Source organism: Thermococcus kodakarensis KOD1 (assembly GCF_000009965.1).
Taxonomy (GTDB): domain Archaea; phylum Methanobacteriota_B; class Thermococci; order Thermococcales; family Thermococcaceae; genus Thermococcus; species Thermococcus kodakarensis.
Genome location: NC_006624.1, coordinates 114654 through 140996, shown reverse-complemented (window position 1 = coordinate 140996; position 26343 = coordinate 114654). Strand labels below are relative to the sequence as shown.

27 protein-coding genes are annotated in these 26343 nt (G+C 52.6%); 17 read left to right on the top strand and 10 right to left on the bottom strand.

Annotation, left to right across the window (positions count from 1 at the left end; all coding sequences use genetic code 11):
• Nucleotides 1-21: 21 nt before the first annotated feature.
• Nucleotides 22-1629: a B12-binding domain-containing radical SAM protein gene (locus tag TK_RS00820; RefSeq protein ID WP_011249122.1), complete on the bottom strand. Its 1608-nt coding sequence runs from the start codon at nt 1627-1629 to the stop codon at nt 22-24.
• 430 nt (nt 1630-2059) lie between these two features.
• Here TK_RS00820 and TK_RS00815 point away from each other — a divergent pair, with 430 nt between their 5' ends.
• Genes TK_RS00815 through TK_RS00790 form a run of 6 tightly spaced genes read left to right on the top strand, consistent with a single transcriptional unit; the run spans nt 2060 to nt 7109 of the window.
• On the top strand, nt 2060-2473 hold the full coding sequence (locus TK_RS00815) for a hypothetical protein (RefSeq protein ID WP_011249121.1): 414 nt from the start codon (nt 2060-2062) through the stop codon (nt 2471-2473).
• Between the two features lie 15 nt (nt 2474-2488).
• The gene (locus TK_RS00810; protein ID WP_011249120.1) at nt 2489-3517 is read left to right on the top strand and encodes a hypothetical protein; all 1029 of its coding nucleotides are present in this window, start codon (nt 2489-2491) and stop codon (nt 3515-3517) included.
• Nucleotides 3514-5235, top strand: a complete 1722-nt coding sequence (locus TK_RS00805; RefSeq protein ID WP_011249119.1) for a PEGA domain-containing protein — start codon at nt 3514-3516, stop codon at nt 5233-5235. The genes TK_RS00810 and TK_RS00805 overlap by 4 nt, the downstream gene beginning before the upstream one ends.
• Before the next feature lie 4 nt (nt 5236-5239).
• Nucleotides 5240-6016: an ABC transporter permease gene (locus tag TK_RS00800; RefSeq protein ID WP_011249118.1), complete on the top strand. Its 777-nt coding sequence runs from the start codon at nt 5240-5242 to the stop codon at nt 6014-6016.
• On the top strand, nt 6013-6450 hold the full coding sequence (locus tag TK_RS00795) for a hypothetical protein (protein ID WP_011249117.1): 438 nt from the start codon (nt 6013-6015) through the stop codon (nt 6448-6450). Before TK_RS00800 ends, TK_RS00795 begins: the two co-directional genes overlap by 4 nt.
• A complete protein-coding gene (locus TK_RS00790; RefSeq protein WP_011249116.1) occupies nt 6447-7109 on the top strand; it encodes an ABC transporter ATP-binding protein in 663 nt (220 codons plus the stop codon). Before TK_RS00795 ends, TK_RS00790 begins: the two co-directional genes overlap by 4 nt.
• On the opposite strand, the gene TK_RS00785 is transcribed toward TK_RS00790, so the two are convergent.
• The gene (locus TK_RS00785) at nt 7104-8138 is read right to left on the bottom strand and encodes a P1 family peptidase (RefSeq protein ID WP_011249115.1); all 1035 of its coding nucleotides are present in this window, start codon (nt 8136-8138) and stop codon (nt 7104-7106) included. The genes TK_RS00790 and TK_RS00785 overlap by 6 nt on opposite strands.
• A gap of 85 nt (nt 8139-8223) precedes the next feature.
• On the opposite strand from TK_RS00785, the gene TK_RS00780 reads away from it, so the two are divergent.
• From TK_RS00780 to TK_RS00770, 3 genes are all read left to right on the top strand, one after another.
• Nucleotides 8224-9846, top strand: coding sequence for an ABC transporter permease (locus tag TK_RS00780; protein ID WP_048053795.1), 1623 nt, complete (start codon nt 8224-8226; stop codon nt 9844-9846).
• A complete protein-coding gene (locus TK_RS00775) occupies nt 9840-10844 on the top strand; it encodes an ABC transporter ATP-binding protein (protein ID WP_011249113.1) in 1005 nt (334 codons plus the stop codon). The genes TK_RS00780 and TK_RS00775 overlap by 7 nt, the downstream gene beginning before the upstream one ends.
• A 145-nt stretch (nt 10845-10989) precedes the next feature.
• Nucleotides 10990-12363: an NCS2 family permease gene (locus tag TK_RS00770; protein ID WP_011249112.1), complete on the top strand. Its 1374-nt coding sequence runs from the start codon at nt 10990-10992 to the stop codon at nt 12361-12363.
• A 69-nt stretch (nt 12364-12432) separates the two neighbouring features.
• Here TK_RS00770 and TK_RS00765 read toward each other — a convergent pair whose 3' ends face one another.
• On the bottom strand, nt 12433-14661 hold the full coding sequence (locus TK_RS00765; protein WP_011249111.1) for a methyl-accepting chemotaxis protein: 2229 nt from the start codon (nt 14659-14661) through the stop codon (nt 12433-12435).
• A 175-nt stretch (nt 14662-14836) separates the two neighbouring features.
• Between TK_RS00765 and TK_RS00760 the strand changes: the two genes are divergently transcribed.
• Entirely contained in the window at nt 14837-17062 is a 2226-nt protein-coding gene (locus TK_RS00760) for a DHH family phosphoesterase (protein WP_011249110.1), read from the top strand.
• Nucleotides 17063-17137: 75 nt separating this feature from the next.
• Nucleotides 17138-17416 carry a family 4A encapsulin nanocompartment shell protein gene (locus tag TK_RS00755; protein ID WP_048053633.1) on the top strand — a complete coding sequence of 93 codons (279 nt, stop codon included), beginning with the start codon at nt 17138-17140 and terminating at the stop codon, nt 17414-17416.
• Here TK_RS00755 and TK_RS00750 read toward each other — a convergent pair.
• The 4 genes from TK_RS00750 to gcvH form a co-directional block, all read right to left on the bottom strand.
• Nucleotides 17400-18326, bottom strand: a complete 927-nt coding sequence (locus TK_RS00750) for a triphosphoribosyl-dephospho-CoA synthase (protein ID WP_011249108.1) — start codon at nt 18324-18326, stop codon at nt 17400-17402. The genes TK_RS00755 and TK_RS00750 overlap by 17 nt on opposite strands.
• Nucleotides 18327-18554 carry a hypothetical protein gene (locus tag TK_RS00745; protein ID WP_011249107.1) on the bottom strand — a complete coding sequence of 76 codons (228 nt, stop codon included), beginning with the start codon at nt 18552-18554 and terminating at the stop codon, nt 18327-18329.
• 1 nt (nt 18555) lies between these two features.
• Nucleotides 18556-18987: a PspC domain-containing protein gene (locus TK_RS00740; protein ID WP_011249106.1), complete on the bottom strand. Its 432-nt coding sequence runs from the start codon at nt 18985-18987 to the stop codon at nt 18556-18558.
• A gap of 150 nt (nt 18988-19137) precedes the next feature.
• Nucleotides 19138-19542: a glycine cleavage system protein GcvH gene (gene gcvH / locus TK_RS00735; RefSeq protein WP_011249105.1), complete on the bottom strand. Its 405-nt coding sequence runs from the start codon at nt 19540-19542 to the stop codon at nt 19138-19140.
• A gap of 499 nt (nt 19543-20041) precedes the next feature.
• On the opposite strand from gcvH, the gene TK_RS00730 reads away from it, so the two are divergent.
• The gene (locus tag TK_RS00730) at nt 20042-20515 is read left to right on the top strand and encodes a pyruvoyl-dependent arginine decarboxylase (protein ID WP_011249104.1); all 474 of its coding nucleotides are present in this window, start codon (nt 20042-20044) and stop codon (nt 20513-20515) included.
• Here the strand turns inward: TK_RS00730 and TK_RS00725 are convergent.
• Nucleotides 20509-20979, bottom strand: coding sequence for a hypothetical protein (locus tag TK_RS00725; RefSeq protein WP_011249103.1), 471 nt, complete (start codon nt 20977-20979; stop codon nt 20509-20511). The two genes, TK_RS00730 and TK_RS00725, sit on opposite strands and share 7 nt — an antisense overlap.
• Before the next feature lie 87 nt (nt 20980-21066).
• Between TK_RS00725 and speE the strand changes: the two genes are divergently transcribed.
• Genes speE through TK_RS00700 form a run of 5 tightly spaced genes read left to right on the top strand, consistent with a single transcriptional unit; the run spans nt 21067 to nt 24512 of the window.
• Nucleotides 21067-21933 (top strand): polyamine aminopropyltransferase, encoded by an 867-nt coding sequence (gene speE / locus TK_RS00720; RefSeq protein ID WP_011249102.1) that lies wholly within the window; start codon nt 21067-21069, stop codon nt 21931-21933.
• A gap of 1 nt (nt 21934) precedes the next feature.
• Nucleotides 21935-22816, top strand: a complete 882-nt coding sequence (locus tag TK_RS00715; RefSeq protein ID WP_011249101.1) for a lysylphosphatidylglycerol synthase domain-containing protein — start codon at nt 21935-21937, stop codon at nt 22814-22816.
• A gap of 31 nt (nt 22817-22847) precedes the next feature.
• Entirely contained in the window at nt 22848-23519 is a 672-nt protein-coding gene (locus TK_RS00710) for a hypothetical protein (RefSeq protein ID WP_011249100.1), read from the top strand.
• Complete coding sequence (locus TK_RS00705; protein WP_011249099.1) at nt 23509-24318, top strand: hypothetical protein; 810 nt, start codon at nt 23509-23511, stop codon at nt 24316-24318. Before TK_RS00710 ends, TK_RS00705 begins: the two co-directional genes overlap by 11 nt.
• A gap of 50 nt (nt 24319-24368) precedes the next feature.
• Nucleotides 24369-24512 (top strand): C2H2-type zinc finger protein, encoded by a 144-nt coding sequence (locus TK_RS00700; RefSeq protein ID WP_011249098.1) that lies wholly within the window; start codon nt 24369-24371, stop codon nt 24510-24512.
• An 80-nt stretch (nt 24513-24592) separates the two neighbouring features.
• On the opposite strand, the gene TK_RS00695 is transcribed toward TK_RS00700, so the two are convergent.
• Entirely contained in the window at nt 24593-25597 is a 1005-nt protein-coding gene (locus TK_RS00695) for a cell wall-binding repeat-containing protein (protein ID WP_011249097.1), read from the bottom strand.
• 45 nt (nt 25598-25642) lie between these two features.
• Nucleotides 25643-26317 carry a metal-dependent hydrolase gene (locus TK_RS00690; protein WP_011249096.1) on the bottom strand — a complete coding sequence of 225 codons (675 nt, stop codon included), beginning with the start codon at nt 26315-26317 and terminating at the stop codon, nt 25643-25645.
• Nucleotides 26318-26343: the final 26 nt, after the last annotated feature.

Here is a 26343-nt window from a genome sequence, read left to right as displayed (position 1 = left end):
AAAGAAAATGAGCTTCCAGAATCAGTAAGCTTCCACAAGGCTCGGCTGAGAATACCAGCGGTGTTCTTCTACCTCAATCCGAATATCGAGCGGCTCAAGAGGTTTTACCTCATAACCTCTGCTCCTGCCCCACTTCTCTATCTGCCTTATGACGATCCTAGTTCCAAGCCTCGCCAGCGGGTAGAACGGTATCAGGAACGGGTTGTTTTTCATAACCTCGGGCAGGCCCCTAGTTACCTCCCTCATCATGTGCTTCCAAGCGTAGTAGAGGTGGAGGAACTGGCCGTAGGTTATCATCTCGTCGATCTGGTAGAACTCCTGGTTCTTGAGCAGGCCCATCGGAACGAACGCCAGCGGAGTCACGGTGAAGTGCGCCCTGTTGCCGAGCTTTTCCTCAAGCTCCCTCTCCATCGTGATTATCAGCTGGGCAGTCATTATCTCGTCATCATCAGTGTCGCCGGGCAATCCCAGAATCGTTGTGTATGCGGGGAACCAGTAGTTCTTGTTGAGGACGTACGTCCCGTTGAGGAGAACCCAGGGCCACTCTTCAGGTGAGAACGGCTTCATCTTGTTGTTCATGTACTTCCCGATGAGCCTCGGCGAAGCCGTCTCAAAGCCGACCTGAATGCCTATCCAGTGAGCTGGGCCTGCATCAACGATGCGGGAAATTTCCTCTATCATTCCAGGAACGGCCAGAGCGCCAGCAACGGCCCCGTGGGTCGGGTTCACGTTCTTCGTGTATCTTCTGGCTATTTCAAACAGTTCAACAACGGCCTCGGCGTTCGGGTAGAAGTTCTTCTTATCCTCGACGCGGTATAGGAACACGTCCTCGCTGTGGAGCCAGGCGTGGTCGATTCCAGCGCTGACGTTGAGCCTTATTTCCTCCTCTATCCTCTCCAGCGGCATGTAGCGGGCTACCCTCAGGTTCGGCTCGCAGAAGCGGCAGCCCCTTCCGCAGCCCCTCATCACCTCGACGAGGCCTTTGTAAGAGGGCGCCACTATCGTCGGGATATGCTCCACCCGCGGCCAGCCCTTGATAAAGATAGTCTCGTCGGCGCTCCCGCTCTCGATCTCCCTGAAGAGCTCCCCCGCAACGTGATCTACTTCACCGATTACCACGTGGTCTATCTTCAGCCTCTCCCGCTCCTCTTTTCTGAAGTCAACCTGCCAGGCCCCCGGCCCGCCGACGACAAGTTTGAAGTCCAGCTTTTTGCCTTCCCTTATGCGGTTTATCCTCTCCACCAGCTCAAGGAACTTGACCTTGGTGTAGTTCGTCCACTTGCCGCCGTTCGTGAACATCATGCTGACCGGCCCCAGGCCGAGTGGGTCCATCTCGTAGAGGGCAACGATGGTGGTGTCATTCCCTATGAAATTCTCAATCTTGCGAGGGTGAGCGACGACGACCTCATCCCTCCTAAAGCCATCCCTGAGAAGGGCTGCCTCGACCTTCCTGAGGCCGTAGGGCGCTTGAGTCAGGACGCCGTTCTCATCAGGTAGCTGGGTGTCAAAAAACCTGAAAACCCACTTCGGGAGCTTGTCGTAGGGCGCACAGCCGAGAAAGTCTAGCAGGGGCACGTCGTGGTACGTGCTCGTCAGAGTCTCATCGGTCGTCAGGACTATTCTAGCCATTTCATCACCTCATAGGTATGAAGAAAAAATTGCATATTTAAGAATTTCTATTTTCAATAAATGCCCCATATCAATTTGTGGTACCAAATCGATGCCCATAGATAAGCACATTGAACTCGAAACCAGGCGTTCTTTCAAATCTGAGTGTTCCTGAAACGATAATATCCAAGCGGGTGTGTACTTAAGAGGATACGATTTTCTAGAACACCACCCACTCCAGACCCAATACCCTTTCTTTGATAGTCTCATCATTCACGGCAAGGGGAAGGCCAGAGGAACAGTTTTTTAACTACTCATACTATTATTTATAGCACAATAATGTCCACATATGTTCTTAATTATTCAAATTGAAGGCAAGTTATTTTGTTTGCTAGAAAATTTTATATATCAAAAATAAATAGTTAAAATTGCCTATACGCAGGTGATACCTATGAAACTTAGGAAAGTGCTGGGGGTCCTCCTGGTTGGGGGACTACTCCTTGGTTTAGTATCGGCGTGGGGACTGCCTGTGCCCTCGGCTGCGTCGACATCGTCATGCAAAGAGGTCTGGGATCACGACGTCGATGAGAAGAGCTGGAGTTCAGAAGTTCTCGTTTGGGCCGGTGCTCACGCCAAGGTCCTCATCTGCCACTCGAGATTCGTTCGCATAATTCCGGATCAAAACCCAAAATCACCAAATCTTGTCGCAGTGGCACAGGGAGTACAACTGACAGGAAGGGCTAAGGTGACTGAAATAGACCCGGATTGGAAATGGGCCTACGCTTTGGTTGAATATATCGATCCAGACACAGGAAAGAAAGCCAGGGTCTACGCAAGAATACCCCACTACTGGCCACCCGGATAAATGGAGGGTCCGGCCGTGAAGAGACCTCTCGCGGGCTTCTTCATTCTTTCATTGTTTTTTGTCTCCTATGCAGGCGCTTTCACCCCACCCTCCTGGTTCAAAAACGGAACGTACGTAACGTACGCGGTGTTGCCGGGGGAAGGAAGATACAAGGACTACTTCAATTCTGTATCGTTCATTCCCTCAGAGCTGTCCACGGAGAACAGGAAGTCTTTTGAATCCTCTTTTGAAAATGGAAAGAGAGAATGCCAGGAATTCAGGGAAGGTATAGAGAACTCAAAAAATTACTCAATCCTCCGGAGTTTTCTAGTTTTCGGTCCAATCTTTATCACCTTTAATCTTACGGATGTGACGAATTCTTCTGCAGTGGTTCTTGTCACATTAACGCTGGAAAACGCGACGCCGAGTCCAGGATGCTGGGTTGATTCACTGACGTTCAGGGGAAAACTTTTCCTCAACCTCACCGACGGATACTATTACATCAACGGCTCCAAACTGGGCAGACCCACATTCTTCATCCTCCCCTACAACCTCCCCGAAAGGAAGAGCCTACTCTACAAAGCATCAATACTGAAGAGATATGGTTTTACGGTGGTGGGAGATCTTAAGGTGAATAACGTAACCTTTGCCCAGGACAAACTCGTGCACACTTTCGTTAGAACCTTCCGCCCCCCGCTAGTGAGGATTAGATCAAACTGGTTGCCGATAATCTATCAGAAAAAAGGCTACTTAAGCTCTTTTATAGGTTTTGAATCACTCTACGACTTGAACACGGGGATAGCAATTGACATAGATTCTCCATATCCAGAACTCTACGCAGCGGGGATAATGTTCGTCGCCCCATTCAACTATTACTCAGCAGAGATAAACGACAAAATTGACTTCTCTAGAGAGTACTGGCCCTACGAGTTTGTACTTTATAAAACCAACATTCGGTTCCCTGAGGACAGAACAGGAACGCGTCCCGATACCGCCCTCAAGTACTACATGCTCTTCGGTGTAGGGGCCCTTGTAGTCTCGCTCATCCGGAGGTGGAAAAGATGAAGAGGCTCCTCCTAATGGGGTTGCTGTTGACTGCCATCTTCAATCCCACAACACAGGGAGCACTGGCCAGCTCCGCTTACGGTGCCCTCACGATAGAAGGGGACAACCTCACGGTTGAAGTTCGCGGCGTTGGAGTTTTTAACACCCCAATAACTCTCGTTCTTCCGGTGGGGAACTACACTGTGAGCGCAGAGGGTCAAGTTAAGCTTGAGGCCAAAGTCTTCGTTAACGCTTCAAAACTCGTGAGGGTGGAATTCAGTACAGTTGAGCCTGATGAGTTGGTGGAGGGAAACCTCACGATCCTCGGTGTTAAAGTGACGTACGACTGGTGGAAACACTACCCAAAATACAGCTCTCGCCCAAGCCTTGGGATTCCAAGGGGATGTGGAGGAGCGTGGAGTCCCTTTTATTACATCGACAGACCTCTGCCGATGACCCTAGAAGACGCTGGAGACACAATCGCAAAGCTCACGATCAATAACACTATAACACCATGTTACTTAAGGAGTGGCATCCAAGATATAAATGGAAAGCTGGAGTACATCTTCTATACGATTGCAGGCCCCTTTGGAACATCAGGAATTGCCCTCAAGGACACAAGTTTTCTGACTCCCCTCTCATCAGTTGAAGTGTCCTCTGACGTGGAGCTCGTAAATGGCTACCTTTACAACGTTAGCTCGACTTCGATGGTAACTCCCTTCACTATAATCCTGCCCGTGGTTACTCAAGATGTGTACAACGTCACCGGAACGACTACCGACGGAGACACCATCACCATAAACCATATCCCAAAAACTGACACTTACAACTTAAGCGTGGGACTCAATCACACTCTCGTGACGGCCGTGGTAAAGCCAAGACCCTGGGAAAAGTACGGTATCTCATACAGCCTCAGGACCGCCCTTGAGCTCATCAGGGTGAGGGAAGAGAGTGTCGAGCTCTACGGGGTTCGTGTGAACACCACCCCCGCGGCCAGCTTTGAAGTCGTCGGAAACGCCAAGGCAGCAGGGGTCTCACCTGGGACCATCTACCTTCCGGAGGGGAATTACACCCTCACGGCCTTCACGAACAACAGCGGCGTCACCGTGAACTTTTCAGTTCCAGAAACAAGGGAGCTCAACCTCAAACTCAAGCCTCTACCCGCGCGGTTGTTCTTCAACGTGACCCCATCAAACGCTTCCGTCTTCATCGACGGGAAACCCGTGAATAACCGCTCCGTTGAGACCTCACCGGGGAGACACTTCATCCACGTAACAGCCCCCGGCCACGTCGCCGAGAACTTGAGCGTCCTGCTCGCTCCAAACGAGTCGAGGGTTCTAAAAATCGGTCTGAAGCCCCTGCCGGTTCTCTCGGTCACCACGGTGCCATCCGGGGCCCTGGTATCAATTGGGAACAAAACGTGCCGGAGCCCATGCATGCTGGCCCTTGAACCTGGACGCTACACTGTGGATGTATCTCTGGAGGGGTACATGAACGCGAGCAAGACCGCATACCTGGAGCCCGGAAAGGTGGTCAACGTCACCATAACCCTTGAGAAGGTCAGAAAGAATGCGGGAACCTCTAATGAGTCCATGAACTCCGATACCCCGACTAAGAAACTAACCAAAATACCAGCGCCAGCGCCGTCCTCAGGAAGAAACTCCTATGGCACTACTCACAAACTTCTCGCGCTCGTCGTGGTGATACTGCTAACTGGGATCGCTCTAAGGAGGAGGTGAGCCAATGGGGCGCTTCAAAGAGCAGCTGAAATGGGAGTTGGAGGACCCCTACGTGGCACTCATATTTGTTTTCAGCTTCCTCCTGCTGGCGGTGACGTTCTACACCAATCTTTTCGACATTGATACGAACGTGATGACCATGGGGCTGGGAACGGCCAGGGAGCACGCGGCCGCTGGGACTGCCATGCTTTTTCCGGGACTCTCCGATAAGTCCACAGCGATCTTTGCCATTACTGGGGTTCTCCTCACATCCCTGGCCATCCGATACGACAGGGACACGGGGGTTGCAAAGAGCGTCTATTCCCTTCCCCTCAGGAACTACAAGGTTGTTCTGGCAAAGTTCATTGCGGTCTTTGTAGTCCTCTTCCTCTCAGCCTTCAGTGCGGCCCTTGTTGCCTACCTTTACTCCTACGGGGACAGTCCCACCATGATCAAGGAGGGAATGCTCGGTCAGCGTTACCTGCTTATACACATTCTCTACTGGCTTGAAGCGGCGCTTTACGTGTCGTCCCTGTCCTCCATGATAGCCGTGCTGAGCCCCGGCACGTTTGCGGCGATCCTGGGCGGAATAACCGTGATGTACGTCCCGGAGATCCTTGGCTGGGACTTTCTGCCTCCCAGAATTCTGAACGATGGACTCATAAAAGCCCACGCCGTGTTCTGGGATCCATGGGAAAAGCTGGGCATTTTCTTTAACACGACGTTTTATCCCTGCCTGTTGCTCCCGCTGGTCGTTCTTTCACTCACGCTCGTTCTAAGCGAGTGGAGGGATGTCTCGTGAGGCTCATAAAAGCGTTCCTCCTGGCCCTTTTGATCTTCACACTCCTCTCGTTCCCACTGCAAGAAAAGGCCCTTAGAACGTCCACTTCGGGCGTTGTGAGTAACGAAAAAGGTTTTGTACTGCCATCCGCCGGCGTTCTTCGCGTGACGACCAACGCCGGAATGGGTGCGAATTACAGCGTTTCGTTCTACGACCCGGAGAGAAATGGATTTCTCCTTAACGAGACTCCCAAGGGCCAGCTCAACGGATACTTGAAAATCAAGCACGCCGGTTATTATTTTGCCCAGATAAACAGCTACTATGCACCGGTTACCCTGGCATACCGGATGACTTCAAAGTATCCATCGAGGAGAATCCTGGAGATAAAATACTTCACCGGCGGAACTTCGGCAATAATTCTCGCGTTACTGCTCTTCAGGGAGGGGAGAAGATGATCACCGCAAAAAATCTGAGCAAGCGTTTTGGAAAGCTCGTAGCCCTCGACTCAATAAGCGTGAAGATTGAAAGGGGATTCACGCTCATCCTGGGTCCAAACGGTGGTGGCAAGAGCACTTTCCTGAAACTATGCGCGGGGCTCTACAGGCCCAGCTCGGGGAGAGTTGAAGTTCTCGGCGAGGCCCCCTGGAGCAATGAAAGGGTCAAATCACGGCTTGGAGTCTCCTTTGATCCACCCGCACTCCCGAAGCACAGAACCGGGCGGGAGTGGCTTGATTACATCGCGAGACTCAAGGGAGCCGATGACGATAACGTTCTGGAGAGTGCCGAGATGTTCTCGGTTACGGGTTTTCTTGACAGGCGGATTGGCGAATACTCCGCAGGAATGATGAAGCGGCTTTCCCTGGCCCAGGCCTTCATTGGAAAACCAGAGTTGGTCCTTTTAGACGAGCCCCTCGCAAACCTCGACTTTCGGGGAATAAATGAGGTCTCAGAGACGCTCGGAAGGCTCGCGAACGATGGATTGAACATCGTGGCGGTGTCCCATGTGTGGAGGCCCCTAATGAAGTTCGCGAACGAAGTTGTGGTCATAGCCGCGGGAAGGGCCGTTCTAAAGGGCAGCCCAGAGGAAGTCATCCCCAAGATCGAGGGGCTATGATGCTCGGTTCTTTTTGAGCGTTTCCAAAACTCTCTCAACCGGAAGCGCATACCTCACGTGCCCGTTTCCCTCAACGGTCTTGGCCTGCAGGAGGGCGTTTATTATCGCTTCTTCCGTTGCCTCGGCGGTCGCCCTGAAGAGGTAGCTGAGAGCGTTGTCAGGCAGGAAACTAACCAGTTCCGGCTCTTTTCCAATTGGAACGGTCTGGGCTGTGGAGAAGGCCAGCACTATGTCTCCGCTCCCGTGGTAGGCGTAGCCGCCAGTTCTCGCAAGTCCAACCACTGCCCTCTTTGCAAGCCTCTTAAGCTGCCTTGCCGTGAGTGGAGCGTCGGTGGCAACAACCATCGAGATGCTGCCCTTCCCTGAAGTCCCCCTACCGGGATAGTCCTTCAAAAGCTCGCCGACGGGAACTCCAGCTATCGTTAAGTCTTCTCTCCTTCCGAAGTTTGCCAAAACCAACGAAGCGACCTTGTATTCCTCCCCGCCAATCTCGACGACCCTTGAGGAAGAGCCTATACCGCCTTTAAACTCGAAGGCGCTCATTCCTGTCCCAGCCCCCACAGCGCCTTCCTCAAAGTCGAGCGAGGCATTTTTAACGGCCTCAAAGTAGTGATCTTCCTTAACCGCCATCTTCCTGATGTTGTTCAGGTAGGAGTCGTTGCACTCCATAACGACGGGCGAGACGCTCTTCAGGTCTGGGTTTAGGTCAATCATGTGCCTGACGACGGCACTGGCGACGGTATAAACGCTCAGGGTGTTGGTCAGAGCTACCGGCGTCTCGATGTAGCCGAGCTCGTCAACCTGAACGAAGCCTATCGGCTTGGAGAAACCGTTCATGACGAATGTCGAAGCGAAGAGCCTCTCCCTGAAGGGGTTCTTTACCGGCGGTAGAACTACGGTAACGCCAGTCCTTACGTCATCGCCCTCGATGAGAGTTGTGTGCCCGACTTTAACTCCGAGGTCGGCTATTGAGTTCCTCTTTCCGGGTTCGTGGAGACCTATCCTTATTCCAAGGTCAGGGGCCTTCATGGGAGTCACCGGTATGAGTAGCCCACCAGACCTTAACAACCTTGCCCAATCAACGCTTATAAACCCGAAGAACCGAGTTATAGGCATGAGACCAAAAGCGCTCGCGGTCATCCTGCCGCCACTGGCCTTTCTCGTATTCTTCTTCTACGCCCCAATACTCAGCATCCTCAGTCTTGGAGTCTGGGAAAACGGGCCAACCCTGGAGTACCTCCGGGCAGTCCTGAGCAACGAGTACCACCGAAACGTTATCCTCTTCACGATTTCCCAGGCTTTAGCGTCAACGGTTTTAACCGTTCTAATCGGCCTTCCCGGGGCGTACATCTTCGCCAACTACGATTTCCCCGGAAAGAGACTGATAAAGGCCGTCTTGACTGTTCCTTTCGTGATGCCGGGCATTATGGTAGCGCTCGGCTTCGTAATCCTCTTCGGGAAGGGCGGCATCATTGCGGGACTGATAGGGCGCGACCCGGGCATAATCTACTCTTGGAAGGCAATCCTTCTGGCCCACTCCTTCTACAACTTCCCGATTGTCGTCAGGATGGTCTCGGCGCTCTGGCAGAGGGTCAACCCCCACTACGAGGAGATGGCTGAGGTTCTAGGGGCAAAGGGGTTTACCCTATTCAGAAAGGTCACGCTCCCGCTGATCTCACCGGCCATCTTCGCCTCGGCTATGCTGACCTTCGTTTTCTGCTTCCTCAGCTTCTCCGTGCCACTCATCCTCGGCGGCTACCAGTATGTTACCATCGAGGTGGACATATTTTCGACGATAGTTACCCTCCTCGACTTCAGAACCGGGGCGGCTCTTGCAATAATCCAGCTCTCCCTTTCGGTGGTCTTCATGTACCTCTACCTGAAGGCGCTTGAGGCGTATTCAAAGAGAGAGGAGCAGAGAATAATGAGGAAACCGAAGGAGCTGACCATCAGGTCAATCTTAAGCCCTAAGGGGCTCGGGATAGTTCTCTACTCCATCTTTGTCGTGGTCTTTATCCTGGCGCCGCTTGGGGCCGTCGTCTACGACTCCCTGCGCTTCAACGGAACTTGGAGCCTTGAGTGGTACAGAAGGATATTCTCCACCGAGTACAACCCGATGTTCGGAACTTCAACCCTCGGAGCGATAAGGAACTCACTCCTCTTCGGCTTTGCAACTGTGTTCCTCTCAACTCTGGTCGGCCTGCCGATAGCGTACTTCCTCAACCGCTGGAAGTTTAAGGGAAAAGTCCTGCTCGATGCCCTCGCGATGCTCCCGCTGGCCAGCTCGCCGATAACCATCGGTTTCGCCTACGTGAAGTTCTTCAGTACGACACCCCTCTACTACACCATCTGGATAATCGTGATAGCCCATACAGTTATAGCCTATCCGTTCGTCCTTCGCTCCGTTTCAACTGCCCTGAAGAAGATAAAGCCAAACCTTAGGGAAGCTGCGCTCAGCCTCGGTGCAGGGGAGTGGAAAGCCTTCCTGAGAGTTGAGCTACCGCTGGCCGCTGGAGGATTGGTGGTTGGAGCAATATTCGCCTTCGCGATGAGCATTGCGGAGCTTGGTGCGACCTACATGCTTGCCACACCGGAATACACCACGATGACGATAGCGATATACAAGTTCCTCGGCGCGAGGCAGTTCGGGAGCGCTTCGGCGCTGTCCGTTCTCCTCATGGCGGTCTCGGCTCTCGGCTTCATAATCATCGAGAGAACCGGTGAGGAAGTATGGTGAGGGTTAGGCTTGTGGGAATAAGGAAGTCGTTCGAGGGCTTTACACTCGAGATTCCGGAGCTTGAAGTGGAGAGCGGGGAGATGATGACGCTCCTCGGGCCGAGCGGGTGCGGGAAGACGACCACCCTGCGGATCATAGCAGGACTTGAAAAACCCGACTCTGGAAGGGTGTTTTTCGACGAGACAGATGTTACGAACTTGGAACCAGGAAAGAGGAACATTGGGATAGTCTTCCAGGACTACGCGCTCTTTCCGCACATGACGGTCTTTGAAAACGTCGCCTTTGGCCTTGAGATGAGGAAGCTTCCCAGGGACGAGATAAAGAAGAAGGTCGAGTGGGCGCTTGAACTGGTCGGCCTCAAGGGGTTTGAAAACCGCTACCCAGAACAGCTCTCAGGCGGCCAGCAGCAGAGGGTAGCCCTCGCCAGGGCCTTGGTCATAGAGCCACAAGTTCTCCTCCTCGACGAGCCCCTCAGCAACCTCGACGCCAAGATACGCGAGCGCCTGAGGGGAGAGATAAGGAGAATCCAGAAGGAGCTTGGGATAACGACGATCTACGTCACCCACGACCAGGAAGAGGCAATGGCCGTGAGCGACAGAATAGCCGTGATGAACTCGGGAAGGATAGAAGGGATAGGAAAACCGCTTGAACTCTACTACCACCCGAAAACTGAGTTTGTCGCCAAGTTCTTGGGTTTGAGCAACATACTGGAGCTTGAAGCTGAGAACGGAATCGCCCGCCTTGGCACTCTGGAGTTCAAAACGGGAAGAGATGGAAAAGTTAGGGTCTTCTTCAGGCCCGAAAACGTCCTCGTGAAGCCCGGAAAGGGCGCCAGGGTCATTGACTACGACCTCCTGCCGGGCAGGATACGCCTGAGACTGGGGATAGGTGGCGAGACCATAACTGCGGAGCGCTTCCTTAACGAACTGCCCTTCAGCCCGGAAGACATCCCCAAGGAAGTGAGCGTCGAGGTTCTTTCGTATTCTGTCCTCGAATGAAGTGGCCATTCTGATGCCATTGCTTTTTCCTGTTTTGCCCAAACGCACCAGACCTTCATCTGCCCCCAGTTTTACATTTCTACGTCAAAAAAAGATTTAAAAATCGGTTTTATTAGCAGGTAATAGTCAAACGGGGGTGACGCTCATGGGATGGTTTGAGGAGTACTTCGAGTTCGAAAAGTATGGAACCGATATGAAGACCGAGATTTTAGCTGGGGTAACCACTTTCCTCACTATGGCGTACATACTCTTCGTGAACCCATCCATCCTCAGCGATGCGATGGGAAAGGAGGCCTTCAACTCACTCGTCGCTGTGACAGCTCTAGCCGCTGGATTCACGACTATCTTTATGGGTATCTACGCCAAGAAGCCCTTTGCCCTTGCACCGGGAATGGGTCTCAACGCGTACTTCGCCTACACAGTTGCTCCTAAATACGGCTGGAAGGTGGCTCTCGCGGCCGTCTTCGTCGAAGGTCTCATCTTCATAGTCCTCAGCGTCACCAAGGTCAGGAGCGCGATAATCCACGCGATACCTACGGGCCAGAAGTACGCTATAGGCGCTGGAATCGGGCTTTTCCTCACGCTTATCGGCCTGAACGACGTTGGTCTGCTCACGGCAAAGGTAACGGCCCCTGCTGGAAGCGAGTTCGTCATAAACGGGGAGGTAAACCTCATCGGAAAGCTCGCCTTTACGGGCCTCAACGCTCAGGCCCTCACGACCAAAGCGGGCCTTCTCTTCGTTTTTGGACTTCTCTTAACCGGAATCCTCATTGCACTCCGCATCAAGGGTGCGCTCCTCATCTCAATACTCACGACAAGCTTCCTCGGCTGGATAACTGGGGCCGCTCCCTGGCCTGAGAGTCTCTTTTCGATGCCCGACATAAGCTACACCTTCATGAAGATGGACCTCCACGGACTCCTAAACGCAGGAGCCCTGGGTGTTGTCTTCGCGTTCTTCATGGTTGACTTCTTCGACACGCTTGGAACCGTAACTGGACTGAGCGCGAAGGCTGGTTTCCTGACCGAGGACGGAAAGGTTCCCGATGCCGAGAAGGTTCTCCTGACCGACGCCATAGGAACGACCTTCGGTGCGGTCCTCGGAACCTCAACGGTGACCACATACATCGAGAGCGCCGCGGGAATAGAAGAAGGCGGAAGGACTGGAATGACGGCCCTCGTTACCGGCTTCCTCTTCCTCGCGATAGGTCTCTTCATAGCTCCCCTGGCTGGAGCAATCCCTGCCTTTGCAACAGCCCCGGCCCTCGTCATAGTCGGCTACTACATGCTCACCGCCCTCAAGGAAGTTGACTTCAGCGACCCGACAGAGGCACTTCCAGCGTTCCTCGTCCTCGTGACGATACCCTACACCTACTCAATAGCCGACGGAATAGGAGTCGGGTTCATCAGCTACACCATCCTCAAGGTCTTCAGCGGCCGCTGGAAGGAAGTCCACCCGCTAATGTACGTCTTGACCATAGTCTTCGTCGCGTACTTCGCTTACCTCGGCGGCGTGTTTTAATCCCCTTTTAGCCCCTTCTTTTATTTTCGGGAGGAGATGATAGAAAACAAGAAGAAAAGTCAGAAAAGCTTAGAGCTGGAACTGCTCAACGTTCTGGCGGAGTGACCTCGCGATTTCGCGCAGCTTTCTGGCCTCTTCTGCTAGGCTCTCTATCTCAGCCCTCTGCTCTTGCATGGCGGAGCTTACCTCTTCCGCACTGGCGGTCGTTTCCTCGGCACTTGCAGCGAGGTTCTCCAGCGCCTTCAGGGCTTTCTCCACCTCTTCCCTCGTCCTCTCGGCCTGCTCCTTAACCTCCGAGACCCTGGAACCGACGGCACTTATCATCTCGGCGATGTGACCCAGGTAGCCCAGGCTCTCCTGGAGACCCTGTGTTGACCTCGAAACGGTATTAACTCCCCTCTGCGTCTCCTCAACGGCCCTCTGAACCTTCTCCTCCATCTCCGCAATGATTCTGTTTATGGTTTCGGCAGCCTGCTTGCTGTCTTCAGCCAGACTGCGTATCTCCTGAGCAACTACTGCGAATCCCTTACCTGCCTCACCTGCTCTGGCCGCCTCAATGGCCGCGTTCAGGGCAAGCAGGTTGGTCTGCTCGGCAATGCCGCTGATGGCCTGGGTTATCTCACCGATCTTCCTGCTCATCTCACTGACCGCCTTAACGGCCTCATCTATGAAGTGCATTGAGCGCTTTATGCTCTCGACATCTTTAATGGCCAGCTCTCCCTTGCTCCTGCCCTCTTCAGCTATCCTGACAACTTCCCCCACGGCACTCTCAAACTCGTTCATTGTATCTACTGTCTCCTCTGTTATGGAAGAAACCACGCGCATGCCCTCGGTTATCTCGTTGATGTTCTCCTGCTCCCTCTGGGCCTCGATGCTCACCTGCTCCACCGCCTCGCCGACCTGATCCATGGAATGCCTGACGTTCTCCGCGATTTCCGCCAGTGTATCAGCCTGCCTATCAAGCTCAAACCCTATCTCCCTGATGTTTCCGATGAGCGTCCTCATCTTTGCTGAGGTCTCCCTAAGGGCGAGGATTATGTTCTGGAGGTCACCGCGCGCGTTTTCATCGAGGGTGTAGTTCAGCCTGCCCTCCGCCATGTCTTGCAGACGGGCGATGACCCCGTTCAGCGTGCCTATGACATCCTTCGATATTGCCTCAAAGGCGGTGAGGAGTTTTCCTATCTCGTCGTCCCTGTACGGGTAGTCAATCGACGACACGTGCCGTTTTGCTTCCTCCAATTTCCCTTCCCCAATCAATTCAGCAGCCTTGGTGAGCTCTTCTATGGGTCTGAGAGAGTCGCGCAGATATTTTACGCTGAGGAGAGCCAGCACTATACCAGCAGCCAAAGAAGCGAGGAGGCTTAAAACGAGACTCTTTGATGCCTCACCCCTGGCCCTCTCCAGGGCGCTGAGCAGGGAGGCCATCATTTCCTCCTTGGGCACGACTGATAATATTATCCATCCTGACACACTGCTCTTCGAAAATGCCACCAGCACGTCCTTCCCATTGAGGGTCGTCTCAATGACGCCAGTATCTTTCCTCTCCAGAGCCTTGGAAAGGGCCGAATACGATGGATCTTCAAAAATGTTGAGCTTCCCAACGAGGTCGCTGTTCGGATGTATTATGACGGTGCCGTTTGAGTTGACAACGAATGAGTAACCTGTTTTTCCGAGTTTTGCTCTCAGTATTTCCTCCTTTATGATGGAGACATCGACGTCAACCCCAAGAACGCCCTTTACTTCTCCCTCATACTTAATGGGGACGATGTAACTGACCACAGTTTTGTTAGTTATCATATCCGTATACGGATCCGTCCAGAAGGACCCCTCACTTACCGCCCTCTGATACCAGCTAGTTTTCGTCGCGTTGAAATCCTCTGGAAGCTCCGCTGGCGGGATTATTTCCAGCCTCCCCCTGAAATCCGCGTAGTAAACGTTGATTATCCTCTCATCGGAATTTTTAAAGCTCTGAAGAATCTTTTTAACGTAGTTCCAGAACGGGGGGCTATCCGTATATCCGGGGATGTAGGAGCCAAACGAGTATTCCTTCTCTATGGACTTAGCATAGGAATCGGCCAACATACGGAGCGCATACATAACACCATCAATCTCCCTTGAGTAGCTTTCACTTTCCAATAACGCCGTATGTTTCGCCTGCTCCAATAGGGCCGGACTCATTGTCTCCTCGACGGTTTCCCCCATCCGGCTGATCCCCCTAACTTGGAGAACCGCCATTATGAGCATTATCACCGTGAGAGTTCCAATGATCGCGACGTAAATCTTCTGCCTAAACCTCAACAACAATCCCCCCTTTAAGGGAATCATCAACCAATCTGAATTACTCTTCGATTATTTTTAAGGTATTTGTGTATGTATTTGTGTAGGTTGCAACGATTGGAGATATCCCCCGAAGACCCAAAGCGGACTAACTAACTTTTTAAGGCAACCTTCAAACTTAGGCCGGTGAGAGAAGATGGTTGTGAAAGACTGTCCCGAATGCCACGGAACGGGCAAAGTAAAAGTTGGCGAGAAGGAGTGCCCCGTTTGCGAGGGCTGGGGATACGTTCCAGCTGACTTTAAGATTGGAGACAAACTCAAGGGTTACAGAAACCTAGATCACCTTGGAGTTGAGGATGAAGTTGACGAGATACCCTGCCCTGAGTGCCATGGGAAGGGTACTGTTCCAGTTTACGACACCTGCCCGACCTGCGGGGGAACTGGGAAAGTTCTAGCCTGCGACATCTGTGGAAAGATAAAAGGCCCCTGGGAGCCGGGCATGGAGACAACGTGGGTTTGTCCTGACTGTCTGAGGAAATACAAGGTCGTTTACATCCTCGATAAGACATGTGATTATGAAGACGTTGAAGTTGGTAGCCTGTACAAGGGCACGATTGACAGGGTGGAGCGCTTCGGCGTCTTCGTCAAGCTCAACCCACACGTTACGGGTCTCATCAAGAGGAAAGACCTCCTCGGTGGAAGGGAGTACAAGCCCGGCGACGAGATAGTCGTGCAGGTTCTCGACGTGAGACCCGACAAGAGGGAGGTCGACCTCATAGAGTCTGCCCTCAAGCACTACAAGACGGTCGTTGTTAGGAAGGAGCTTCCGGTCACTCCGATAGCCGAGCTGAGCAAGGACATGGCGGGTAAGACCGTCAGGATACAGGGAAGAATCACCCAAGTTCAGGTAACCGGCGGGCCGACGGTCTTCACGATAACCGACGGAACTGGGATAACCTGGGTAGCGGCCTTTGAGGCGCCCGGAGTCAGGGCTTACCCGAACATCAACGTTGGGGACATAGTTGAGGTCATCGGTAAGGTTGCCTTCCACTCGGGCGAGATACAGATCGAAGCCAGCGACATGGCGAGGCTCTGGGGCCCGGATGCAGCGAGGGTGAAGCAACAGATAGAGGCCGAGCTCGACAGGAGGGCACAGCCGGAAGACGTTGGTTTCCTGGTGGAGAGCGAGGTTCTTGAGAAGCTCAAGCCGAAGATAATGAAGGCCGCCTTCATGATAAGGAGGGCAATCCTGGAGGGAAGGCCGATACTCCTGAGGCATCACGCCGATGCCGATGGCTATACATCCGGCCTGGCCCTTGAGTACGCTATAGTCCCCCTCATCGAGAAGATATCACCAGACCCGCAGGCGAGGTGGAAGCTCTTCAAGAGGAGACCGAGCAGGGCACCCTTCTACGAGCTGGAGGATGTTCTTAAGGACATTATCTTCATGGTCGAAGACCACGAGAAGTTCGGCGACCCGCTCCCGCTGGTTGTTATAGTTGACAACGGTGGAACAAGCGAAGACATTCCAGCTTACAAGCGCATTCGCGCCTACGGCGTCCCGATAGTGGTCATAGACCACCACGACCCGCGCGAGTGGGTGAGCGAAGACAAAGCCAAGGTTGATGACTACGTCGATGTTCACGTCAACCCGCACCACGTCAAGCGCGGCTACTACGAGCTAACGGCCGGAATGCTCGCCACCGAAGTGGCGCGCTTCATCAATCCAGAAGTAGAGGACAAGATAAAGCACCTTCCTGCGATAGCTGGAACGGGCGACAAGAGCAAGGCCCCGGAGTTCTACCAGTATCTCGAGATAGCGAAGAAGGCGAAGGGCCTCACGGAGGAAGACCTGAAGAAGATAGCCGAGGTCATCGACCACGAGGCCTACTTCTGGAAGTTCATGGACGGACACGGCATTATCGATGAAATACTCCTCCTGACCGGCAACCTCCAGAGGCACCGCGAGCTCATCAATGCCATCTATCCCGAGGTCAAGGAGAAGCAGGAGAAGGCACTGAGGGCCTCCCTGCCGCACGTCAAGAGCGTTGTCCTGCCGAACGGGGTAAGGTTCAACACTATAGATGTGGAGCTGTTCGCGCCGAAGTTCAGCTATCCGTCTCCAGGCAAGCTCTCTGGATTAATCCACGACCACTTCAAGGAGAAGTACGGTGAGGACTCGCCGATACTGACATTAGCCTACGGCCCAGACTTCGCGGTTGTCAGGGCCAGCGACGGTATGGCTGCCTACGGCTTTGACCTCAACGAGATAATTCCAAAGCTCCAGGAGAAGCTTCCGTCAGCCGGAATCGAGGGCGGCGGTCACAGCTACGCCGGCTCGATAAAGTTCTTCGAGGGCATGAGGAAGGAGGTTCTTGAGGAGTTCGCCAAGGAAGTCGTGAAGCTGAAGAAGATTTCCTGATGTCTTTTTCTTTTCCCTGGTTTTGTTCCTGCAAACGTTTTTAACCTTCGGGACAACCCAGAGATGGTGACAGTTATGAGGGGAGACCTGATAAGGATTCTGAGCTCTGTTGAAGAGAAGGCGAACGAGCTGAAGCTGGAGGGCTTTGAACCCGATGTCGTTCTCGTCGGGAAGGAAGCTTATGAGTTTATAAAAGAACAAGTAAACGAGGAGTTTGGCGGAGAGGAGGAAGTTTTTGAGCTCTCCGGCCTCAGGGTGAGAATCCTTGAGGAGCTCGGCGGAGATGCGGTCGTCGTTGACACCAAAGCCCTTGGATACGCCCCAGCCACGAGGCGCTTTAAGGTTGTCCCATGATTCCCCATGCTTTTCCGTCCACAACTTTGATTTTCAGGCCCGCGAGGGCTAAAACGCTGAGCGATGCCGCCATGATGTCGGCGAGGCTTCCAGGATTCCTCAAGTCACCTTTTTCCCTGAGAAAGGCGTCGAACTCATCAACGCTGAGCCTTCCCTCGAGAACTTCACGGGCTTTTTCCAAAACGAGCTCTGCTTCTTCCTTTCCGGCTTTCCTGACTATGAGTGTGTCCTCCCTGCTTGCCAGAAGTTCGAGGAAAGCCCTGACGGCAGCATCTTCCAGAGGGTACTCTTTTATGAGCTGGAATAACCTCTCAGCGGTCGAGTACGTGAGCTCGTAGCCGGTGAGCCACTCACAGAAGACAAGCTCCCTCTCACAGCTTATCTCAGCGAGCTTCCACAGGTTTATCCCGTCCCTGAAGAGCTCCTCAAATGAGTCGTCGGAATATACGTCGTACTTGACACCGCCGGGTATTCCTTTCGGGTTGGCCGTCCTGATTGCCCGGTAAAGCTCCATTGTGTCTCTAACCGTCGAGGCCCGGATGAGCTCGCGGGCCTTTTCTCCAGCCTCCAGGGGGTTCTTCGAGAGGGAAGAACCCATGGCCAGAGGTATCCCCAGTACGAGAACTCCAAAGTTAGGGTTGGCGTCCTGGACTTCCTTCGACGCTATCACCGCCCGTTTTATCAGACTCCCAATACCAGCCTCAGACGGGAAGAGCTCGCCCCTCCTGACCAGCTCCGCAGTCCTCACGGCCTCATGGTAAACACTCACAACAGCCGTGTTGGCGAATATGAAGTTGTAGAGGGTGAGGTCGCTGAAGTCGCGGTAGCGGTTCACGTTGCCGGGCTTTGGAAGTGCCGCCTCCAGCAGGGGGCCAAGCAGAAACGCTCTCACAATATTCCACCGCTCCATTCACACCACCAGGTACAGGATTAGATAGATTATGTAGAGCACTAGGACGGCTTTCCTGAGGGTCTTTCTGGTAAGCATGTACAGGCCGAGGGCCAGCAGGGTCACGCCCCAGAAGGCGTTCTTTATGTAGGGCGCGTAAACCCTCAGCGGCTCGAGTACTGCCGGCTGAAACTCCTTCAGGAGGAGCAATAATCCAAGGAAAATGAAGATGTATCCAAGCGTCCTCATATCACTCACCCTCCTTAAGGAGCACTACGCCGATTACCAGCAGGACAACTGCAAGGAGCGTCTTGAAGCCCACCACAGGGAGCACTCTAAAGGCGGAATCCACCAGAAGGATGGCTCCAAGAAGTATCAGGACAAGGGCGACGATTCTGGATGTGCTGTCCTCGTGAACCACGGCACCCAGGCTCTCCCCAGCTTCCTTTATGACGTCTTCGAGTTTCTTGCCGAGGTCAGAGCTCTCTTCCTCAGAGCTCTCTTCGGGCATCACCAGAGCAGCAAGCAGGTAGGCCAGCGTCATAACGCCTGGATTAACCGCGAAGAGAACGACGAAGATAAGCCTGACAATAGTCGGATCCACTTCCAGGTACTCGGCTATTCCCCCAAGAACTCCAAGGAAAATCCTATTCTTTTTTGATCTCACGAGTCTCTTTTCCATACTTTCACCGATGATAAAAAGGAGCGAAGCTTAAAAATCATTCCTTAATTTCGACGCACCCAACAGATAACATCCAATCCAAAAGGGCTAGAAAGTTCAAACGCTTAATGTTCTTTAGAAATAAGGAAATAATGAAGAAGAAAAAGCCCATCAAAGGCTCCTCAGGTATTCGGCGTAGGCTTGGGCGTCCATAAGCTCCTTGAGCTCTTCCTCAAGGTTGGTCGGCTTGAGCTTGGCGATCCAGTTCTCGTAGGGATCCTCGTTGAGGAGCTCGGGGCTGTCCTCGAGGGCCTCGTTGACCTCGATGACCTCGCCGCTGACTGGGGCGTAGACCTCGCTGACTGCCTTGACGCTCTCAATCTCACAGAGAACGTCGCCCTTGCTGACTTCCTTGCCGACTTCCGGAAGCTCGACGTAGGCGAGGTCTCCCAGCTCCTTCTGGGCGTAATCGCTTATGCCAACGAGAACCGTGCCGTCATCAAGAACTTGAGCCCACTCGTGGTCTTTCGTGTAGTAGAGGCCTTCCTTGACCTTGTATTCCCCGACTTCGATCATGAACATCACCGTCCATGGTTGCAACTTTGAGCATTTAAACCTTATCATGTCCAAGCTGTTATCAGTGCTTTTTGGTGTGGCCGGAAATAGGGAGTTCAGTCGAAATTCCTGTAGATTATTGAGAGCGCCGTCAAAAAATTATCATGGGCGGTCAAACGCAGTATCCATTGGGGCGATTTGAATTTGAACGGATGGGAAAGAAAAAATTGACATTTGAGGATGGGTTCCTGTTTGGGCTTGTTTCTTCACGGCGGGCCTGATGTTCTACATAATCACGCTTATCATAACCTTCTTCGTTCTCTACTCAATGGCATCGAGAATGATGTTTTAGCGCGTTTTCCCCCCATGGGCCTTCTATGCTACAAAAACACCCCCAAATCGCCTCTTTTAGATATAGCGAAACGTTTTTAAGCTGGTAAAGAAGTCGCGTTTGATTAAACAGTCTGCTCATCTAATAACAGGAGGAGAGTATACCTAAAGAGAAAAGGAGGAGGTTGAGATGAGCTGGACAACCCCAAAGAGAGCTTTTATAGGTGCCGCAACCGCTGAGGGAGGGACTAAGCTGAACGCCTTTGACAACGCACTCCTCAAGCTGGGCATAGGAAACGTTAACCTGGTCAAGCTAAGCAGCGTTATTCCCGCACATATCGAGTGGATGGAGAAGGTACACGACGTTCCGATAGGAATGCTCCTGCCGACAGTTTACGCCCACATCGAGAGCGACGAGCCGGGGATGACGATAAGCGCCGCACTGGGCGTCGGGATAAGCAAGAACAACGAAGGCGGTCTGATCTACGAGTATTCGGGCTACTGCACCAAGGAAGAAGCCGAGGAAATGGTCAGGAAGATGGTCGAAGAAGGCTTCAGGCAGAGGGGCTGGGAGCTCGGTGAGTTCAAGGTTGCAAGCGCCGAGATAACCGTCAAGGACAAGCCAGCCGCCGCAATAGCGGTCGTCGTCATGTTCCCCTACTGAACTTTTTCTTTTCTCACCAAAGTGTATTCGTCTTTTCCCGTTCTTTCGAAGCTCAGGTGGTACTTCACTCCACTTTTGGAAACCCAAGCGTCAACGTAATCGTTTCCCGCAATCCAGAGAACCTCAAAGCCTCTCTTCGTTAGGTTCTCTTTAAGGGGTTCCTTTATCTTTTCACCGGGTTCTAGAATGCTGGGTGTCGTCCCTTCCCTGATGAACTTCAGAAGGGACATAAACAGCTCCTTCGGGTCAGTGGCCTCGATTGGAAAAGTAAAGCTAACGCTACCGTCCTCTATTGTTCTCTCAAACGTGTACTCATCAAAGAACACTAAAAACATCTCGACCTCTCCATCTGAGGAAATACTACCAACCAAATGGGGAATCCCAACTATCTCAGTGTTTAAAAGCTCATCCCACACCTCTGCGATTTTCTCGGCCACGATTCTTGCAATACCTGTTCCTTCCATACATAGGACAATACGCGATTTTCTTAATAAACCTCTCGCCACGCTAAGCTTTAAAACCCAACATCGTATCCACCGGTGGTGAGACTCATGGGATACAACGAGCAGGAGAGGGCTTTCATCGAATGGTACCCTCGCGGCTACGGAGTCGGGTTTAAGGTGAAGAGGAGACTGTTTGAGACCCAGACGGAATACCAGCGTCTTGAGATATACGAGACGGAGGGCTTTGGGAAGCTCCTTGTCCTGGATGGAACCGTCCAACTTGTGGAGGTTGGTGAGGAGAGCTATCACGAAGTCCTGGTACACCCTGTAATGCTTGCACACCCGAACCCGAGGAAGGTTCTCGTCATCGGCGGTGGAGACGGTGGAACGCTCCGCGAGGTTCTTAGGCATGACACCGTTGAGAAGGCCATAATGGTGGAGATAGACGAGGGTGTTGTGGAAGCGTCTTACCTCTACCTTGACGTCGCCAAAGACCTTTTGGACAGGCTCATAAAGAAGGAAGAGCCACGGGCCGAGCTGATAATCGGCGACGGCGTCAAGTACCTCAGGGAAACTGATGAACGCTTCGACGTTATAATCGTGGACTCAACCGATCCAGTCGGCCCCGCGAAGCTTCTCTTCAGCGAAGAGTTTTACAGGGACGCCTACGAGAAGCTGAACGAGAAGGGTCTTTACGTTACCCAGGCCGGCAGCGTTTACTTGTTCACGAACGAGCTCCTCGACGCGTATAAGGCCATGAAGAAAGTCTTTGACAGGGTGTACTACTTCAGCTTCCCGGTAATAGGCTACGCCTCGCCCTGGAGCTTCCTCGTTGGGGTCAAGGGAGACGTTGACTTCACCAGGATAGACCTTGAGAGGGCAAAGAAGCTCGACCTCTACTACTACGATCCCGAGAGGCACGAAACCCTCTTCCAGATGCCGCGCTACGTCAGAAAGCTCCTAGAGGGGCAGTAAATTGGGCAACAAGAGAAAAGCTCTAACAATAGTACTGACGATAGGCATAACCTCCTACCTGATATACCGCGTTCACTCGGAGGCTTCGTCGGTTGAGCTCAGTCCGGGGCTGTTGCTCTCTCCATATTTTCTTCTCGCCTGCATCACAGGTTTAGCGGGCTATCTCCTCTACACTACGCTCTGGTACGTCTACCTGAAGAAGAGGGGCATCAGTTTCAGGAGAACGCTACTCGCGACGCTTTCAGGGACGTATCTCGGGTTTTCCCTCAACTCTGCGGTCGGGTTCTTGGTTAAGGTTCGCCTTCTTGGGACTGACTATTGGTACACCTTCGGCATTGGGCTCCTGGCAATGGCCACGGAGTATATTTCGGGCCTTATAATGGTCGCAGTTATGGCGAGAAACCCAATAGCCGGCATCCTGGCGGTTATACTGGGCGTCACTATGATCTTTGACAGGGTCGCATACTACGCTGTTTATCCTCTCTTCTGGGTAATGAAATCCGTTGAAAGGCTCGACAAAATGTACAAAGGATGGAGGGAAGCCAAAGGGGGAAGTTCTGTACTTCTAGCTATTCTGGTGGGGGTCTCTATGGTATTCTCAAACGCAACCACACTTTTTCTCGTGGGCAAATCGGTCGGAGTTCAAATCTCCTATGGGGAAGCATTCAAAGGTGTCCTTTATTCCACGTTTTTGGGAGGAGTCCTAGGGACTCCTGGTGGAATTGGAGCAAATGAACTGGGTGTTACCATTGCCATAGGCAACGGAGCGGCCCAGATCGTTACTGCATTCCTCTACAAGACCCTCACAACTTACCTCTATGCCCTCGTCGGAGCAATTGCATTCTACAGGGTTGTCGCCGCTGGAAGACCAGAAGACTATTAATCTTCGAGCACCAAGTATCGGGGGGAGGTCTATGGACGTCTTTGAAGAAATAGAAAAGCGTGAAAAACGGCTCAATGCAATAATAGAAATAGCTGAGGACAGGCTGAAACACATCGAGGAGTTAGGTGTGAAAGCTAAGGGGCCCCAGATTAAGGATTACTCCGCTTACTACGTTCTCATAACACTGGTGGGAATGATCCTTGGAACAGCAGTCCTCGTTATTGTGTCCAGAAGGATAGAAAGCGGAATAAAAATTCCGATAAAGCTCTACGTTGTGCTCATGCTCCTGTTTGCGATACCCGTCGTTTACTACCTTCTCTTCAAAAGGAAACCCGGGGAAAGCCCCGGCTCAGACCTCGTTGAGAGGGAGCGCATGGCGAGAACTCTCCTTGAAAGGTTTTACAAACCGCTCAAGGAGGCAGTACAGGCAGATGACAAGGCGAAAATTGAGGAACTGGCAAACAGACTGCTTGAAGACCCAATACTTGCTTCCTCCATGGAGATTCTGAACGAGGGAGATCCAAAGGTAGTAGCCTATGCACTCCTTCTATACGCTAGATACGAACCCGGACTGGAAAACGAGGTGAAAGAGACTCTCAGCATCGTGACGAACAAGCCAGCGAAAGCTCTTCTTGAGACCCTGCTGAGGAAAGGTTATAATCCTCAAGAACAGTCTAAGATAGGTGGAGACCGTGAGGCTTGAAGTGTTAAGCCGTGAGGATATGAACGAACTCTCTAGAAAGCTCAGCAGGGCAGGAATAATGAACAGGCCAGTCGAGGAAACGAAGCCAGAGATAGAGCACTACCTGATAGTTAGGGGAAAATACTCAAAACTCGTTGAACTCAGTCCCAAGGCCCCTATCCTCGGGGAAGAACTTGAAGCAATCCAGCTTGCCTATGAGGAGCTTATGCGCGACTGGGAAGTCGGCCAGGAAAAGCCCTTGAGCGAGCTTTTTGAAGAGCCAGATCTCTCGAAGCTGTCCCTGATAACGGCCCTGATAGAGGAGGGAGCCGTTGAGGAGCGCGACGGAGTGCTAGTTTTAAGAGGGAAACCACCATTGGATAACCTAGAGCTTGAGCTCAGGTTTCCAATTGACGGGCTTGAAGAGGAGCTTGACGAGCTCGATGATCTGAATGCAACCCTCATAACGGAGTACACTCTGAGCAAGCACTACTACGTTGAAGTCCTTGAAGTTGACAGGGAGCTTCTCGAGAATGCGCTTGAAATTGCAGAGGAGTATGCAACTGAAGAGAGCCTGGTTGAAGCGACTTTTGATGCGATAGCCCGCTCTGTACTGGCCGAAAAGATTCTTGAACTAGCGGAGAAGCACAGGAGAAAGAACGAACTTATAGAGGCGCTTATGGAGATAGAGCCCATAACGGTGGAAGCCGAAGGGGATAGAGTGAACATCTACTACGATGAAGACGCCATAGAGGACTTCCTCAAAACCTTACAGACGCTTGGATACCTGAAAGTCAAGGGGAACAGGATTTGGGTTTAACCAGCAAAATTTAAAAGTCCAAACCCAAAGGATGGGCGGGGGTGGAGGAGATGGCGGTGCTGAAGGCCATCAAGATCGAGGACAGGGACGGAGAGATACTCTTCCGCTGCCCGAGGTGTGGGATGGTCTTCCGCAGTGCCAAGGCATACACGAGGCACGTGAACAAGGCTCACGGCCATCTCTTCCGCAAGTGATTCGATTTTCCCTCTTTTTTGGGGATGAGGAGACAGCCAGGACCCTGAGAAAAGTGATGAGCGGAGGGCTTGTCCGACCCTCAGTCACGCATGATGATTTCCTTCGTCAGCTTCACAATGAAAGTCTTCCCTGTTTTCTCGCGCTCGACGAGCTGTTTCTTCTCGAGCTCCTGGATTATCCTGCTTATGGTTGGGCGCGAATAGCCCGTAAGCTCTGGAAGCTCCTCCTGCTTTATGGTTCCCCCATTTTCGAGGATCGCCTTAACGACCGCACGCTCCTTCTCGGTTAAAACCTCAATTGGGACCCTGTTGGCGGCCCACTTCTTCTTGGCATAGTATAGCGAAGCAGGAATTGCAACGGCTAGTGTAAGTACAACAGCCCCCACTACGTAGCCCCAGTTTATTCCCTCAGGAACAGTGGAAGTCGGTACGGATATAGTTATGTTCTCCTGGAGCCAATAGGTGTTGTATCCCATGTCTTGTAGTTCTTTCTCAATATTTTTGGAGAGACCCGCTCCAATGAGAATCACCGTTTCTGGTTTCAATCTGGCGAGGGTGTCCTTAACGGATTGGGATATATTCGAAGGGTTGGTGAGGAGAAACGGCCTGTCGTAGGCCATTGCCCATCTGGCGGCGGCGAGAGCAGAACCGTAGTCACTCGCACTGGCCAGGACGACGGCGTCGATTCCAGAGGGGTAGAACTCCTCGGCCAGCTTAGCGGCGGTATCAACCCTGGTCTCACCACCTATCCTGGTGACCTGAAAGCCAAGACTCATAAGCTGCTCCTGGACTCTCTGACTTATCGCCTGATAGTCACCTATAACTAGGACGTGGTACCAGCCGAACTGCTCATAGCTTTGAAGCTGGGCCAGGGTAGCGGGGTCAAGCTCCTGCGGGTTTACGGGGAGAATGGGAACATCCAGATGCTTTGAATAGGGAAGCGCCACTATGTAGTCAATGAGGTCGTCGTTACGGACTATTATGAGGTCATATTCGTAGTCTTGATTCTGCCCGCTCGCAGTGGGGAGCAACAATGGAAATAGGAACAGCGCTATTACTGCCACCGCTGGGATTTTTCTGCCCATTTCACCACCTAGAAGTAAGCTAAGAAGAGAAATTTAAAAGGTTTTTCAAAGCTCAAGCTCCTCTCCAGGCTGGAGGATAACAACCTCCGCCTTGTCACCGACGAGCCTCTTGAACTCCTCGGGGTCCTGGGCGATCGGCGGCCAGGTGTTGTAGTGCATCGGAACGACTTTCCTCGGCTTGAGGAGCTCGACGGCTTTGGCGGCTTCCCTCGGTCCCATCGTGAAGTGCCCGCCTATCGGGAGGAGGGCAACGTCAATCGGGCCGTAGAGCTCGTTGAAGAGTGCCATGTCTCCGAAGACGAATGTATCCCCCGCGTGGTAGATGGTCACTCCGTCGAGCTTAACTATGTAGCCGCAGGGATTGCCTATGTTGTGCACTCCATCACTGCTTGAGTGCCAGGCTGGAACCTGGACGATGAAGACCCCATCAATAGTGGTTGGCCCGTAGTTCATGCCAATGGTCTCTACATCGCTCGCCTTCTGGGAGATGTAGTTGGCTATGTCATACATGGCAACTATTTTTGCTCCGCTTCTCCTCGCTATCTCTATAGCATCTCCAATGTGGTCGCCGTGGGCGTGGGTAACGAGTATGAGGTCTGCCTCAACCTCCTCAGGCTTGACGGCGGCCTTCGGGTTGCCGCTGAGGAACGGGTCTATGAGTATCTTCTTGCTTCCCTCGATCAGAAAAGCCGCGTGGCCCAGGAACTTCACCTTCACCATCGCCATCACCTCCAGAGTTAAAATAA

Coding starts and splice junctions, on each gene's coding strand:
- TK_RS00745 (WP_011249107.1), bottom strand. CDS start 18,554: ATGAGGACGCTTGGATACATCTTCATTTTCCTTGGATTATTGCTCCTC.
- gcvH (WP_011249105.1), bottom strand. CDS start 19,542: ATGATCGAAGTCGGGGAATACAAGGTCAAGGAAGGCCTCTACTACACG.
- TK_RS00700 (WP_011249098.1), top strand. CDS start 24,369: ATGGCGGTGCTGAAGGCCATCAAGATCGAGGACAGGGACGGAGAGATA.
- TK_RS00760 (WP_011249110.1), top strand. CDS start 14,837: ATGGTTGTGAAAGACTGTCCCGAATGCCACGGAACGGGCAAAGTAAAA.
- TK_RS00790 (WP_011249116.1), top strand. CDS start 6,447: ATGATCACCGCAAAAAATCTGAGCAAGCGTTTTGGAAAGCTCGTAGCC.
- TK_RS00800 (WP_011249118.1), top strand. CDS start 5,240: ATGGGGCGCTTCAAAGAGCAGCTGAAATGGGAGTTGGAGGACCCCTAC.
- TK_RS00770 (WP_011249112.1), top strand. CDS start 10,990: ATGGGATGGTTTGAGGAGTACTTCGAGTTCGAAAAGTATGGAACCGAT.
- TK_RS00695 (WP_011249097.1), bottom strand. CDS start 25,597: ATGGGCAGAAAAATCCCAGCGGTGGCAGTAATAGCGCTGTTCCTATTT.
- TK_RS00785 (WP_011249115.1), bottom strand. CDS start 8,138: ATGAAGGCCCCTGACCTTGGAATAAGGATAGGTCTCCACGAACCCGGA.
- TK_RS00750 (WP_011249108.1), bottom strand. CDS start 18,326: ATGGAGCGGTGGAATATTGTGAGAGCGTTTCTGCTTGGCCCCCTGCTG.
- TK_RS00805 (WP_011249119.1), top strand. CDS start 3,514: ATGAAGAGGCTCCTCCTAATGGGGTTGCTGTTGACTGCCATCTTCAAT.
- TK_RS00690 (WP_011249096.1), bottom strand. CDS start 26,317: ATGGTGAAGGTGAAGTTCCTGGGCCACGCGGCTTTTCTGATCGAGGGA.
- TK_RS00820 (WP_011249122.1), bottom strand. CDS start 1,629: ATGGCTAGAATAGTCCTGACGACCGATGAGACTCTGACGAGCACGTAC.
- TK_RS00740 (WP_011249106.1), bottom strand. CDS start 18,987: ATGGAAAAGAGACTCGTGAGATCAAAAAAGAATAGGATTTTCCTTGGA.
- TK_RS00730 (WP_011249104.1), top strand. CDS start 20,042: ATGAGCTGGACAACCCCAAAGAGAGCTTTTATAGGTGCCGCAACCGCT.
- TK_RS00775 (WP_011249113.1), top strand. CDS start 9,840: ATGGTGAGGGTTAGGCTTGTGGGAATAAGGAAGTCGTTCGAGGGCTTT.
- TK_RS00780 (WP_048053795.1), top strand. CDS start 8,224: ATGAGACCAAAAGCGCTCGCGGTCATCCTGCCGCCACTGGCCTTTCTC.
- TK_RS00725 (WP_011249103.1), bottom strand. CDS start 20,979: ATGGAAGGAACAGGTATTGCAAGAATCGTGGCCGAGAAAATCGCAGAG.
- TK_RS00755 (WP_048053633.1), top strand. CDS start 17,138: ATGAGGGGAGACCTGATAAGGATTCTGAGCTCTGTTGAAGAGAAGGCG.
- speE (WP_011249102.1), top strand. CDS start 21,067: ATGGGATACAACGAGCAGGAGAGGGCTTTCATCGAATGGTACCCTCGC.
- TK_RS00710 (WP_011249100.1), top strand. CDS start 22,848: ATGGACGTCTTTGAAGAAATAGAAAAGCGTGAAAAACGGCTCAATGCA.
- TK_RS00815 (WP_011249121.1), top strand. CDS start 2,060: ATGAAACTTAGGAAAGTGCTGGGGGTCCTCCTGGTTGGGGGACTACTC.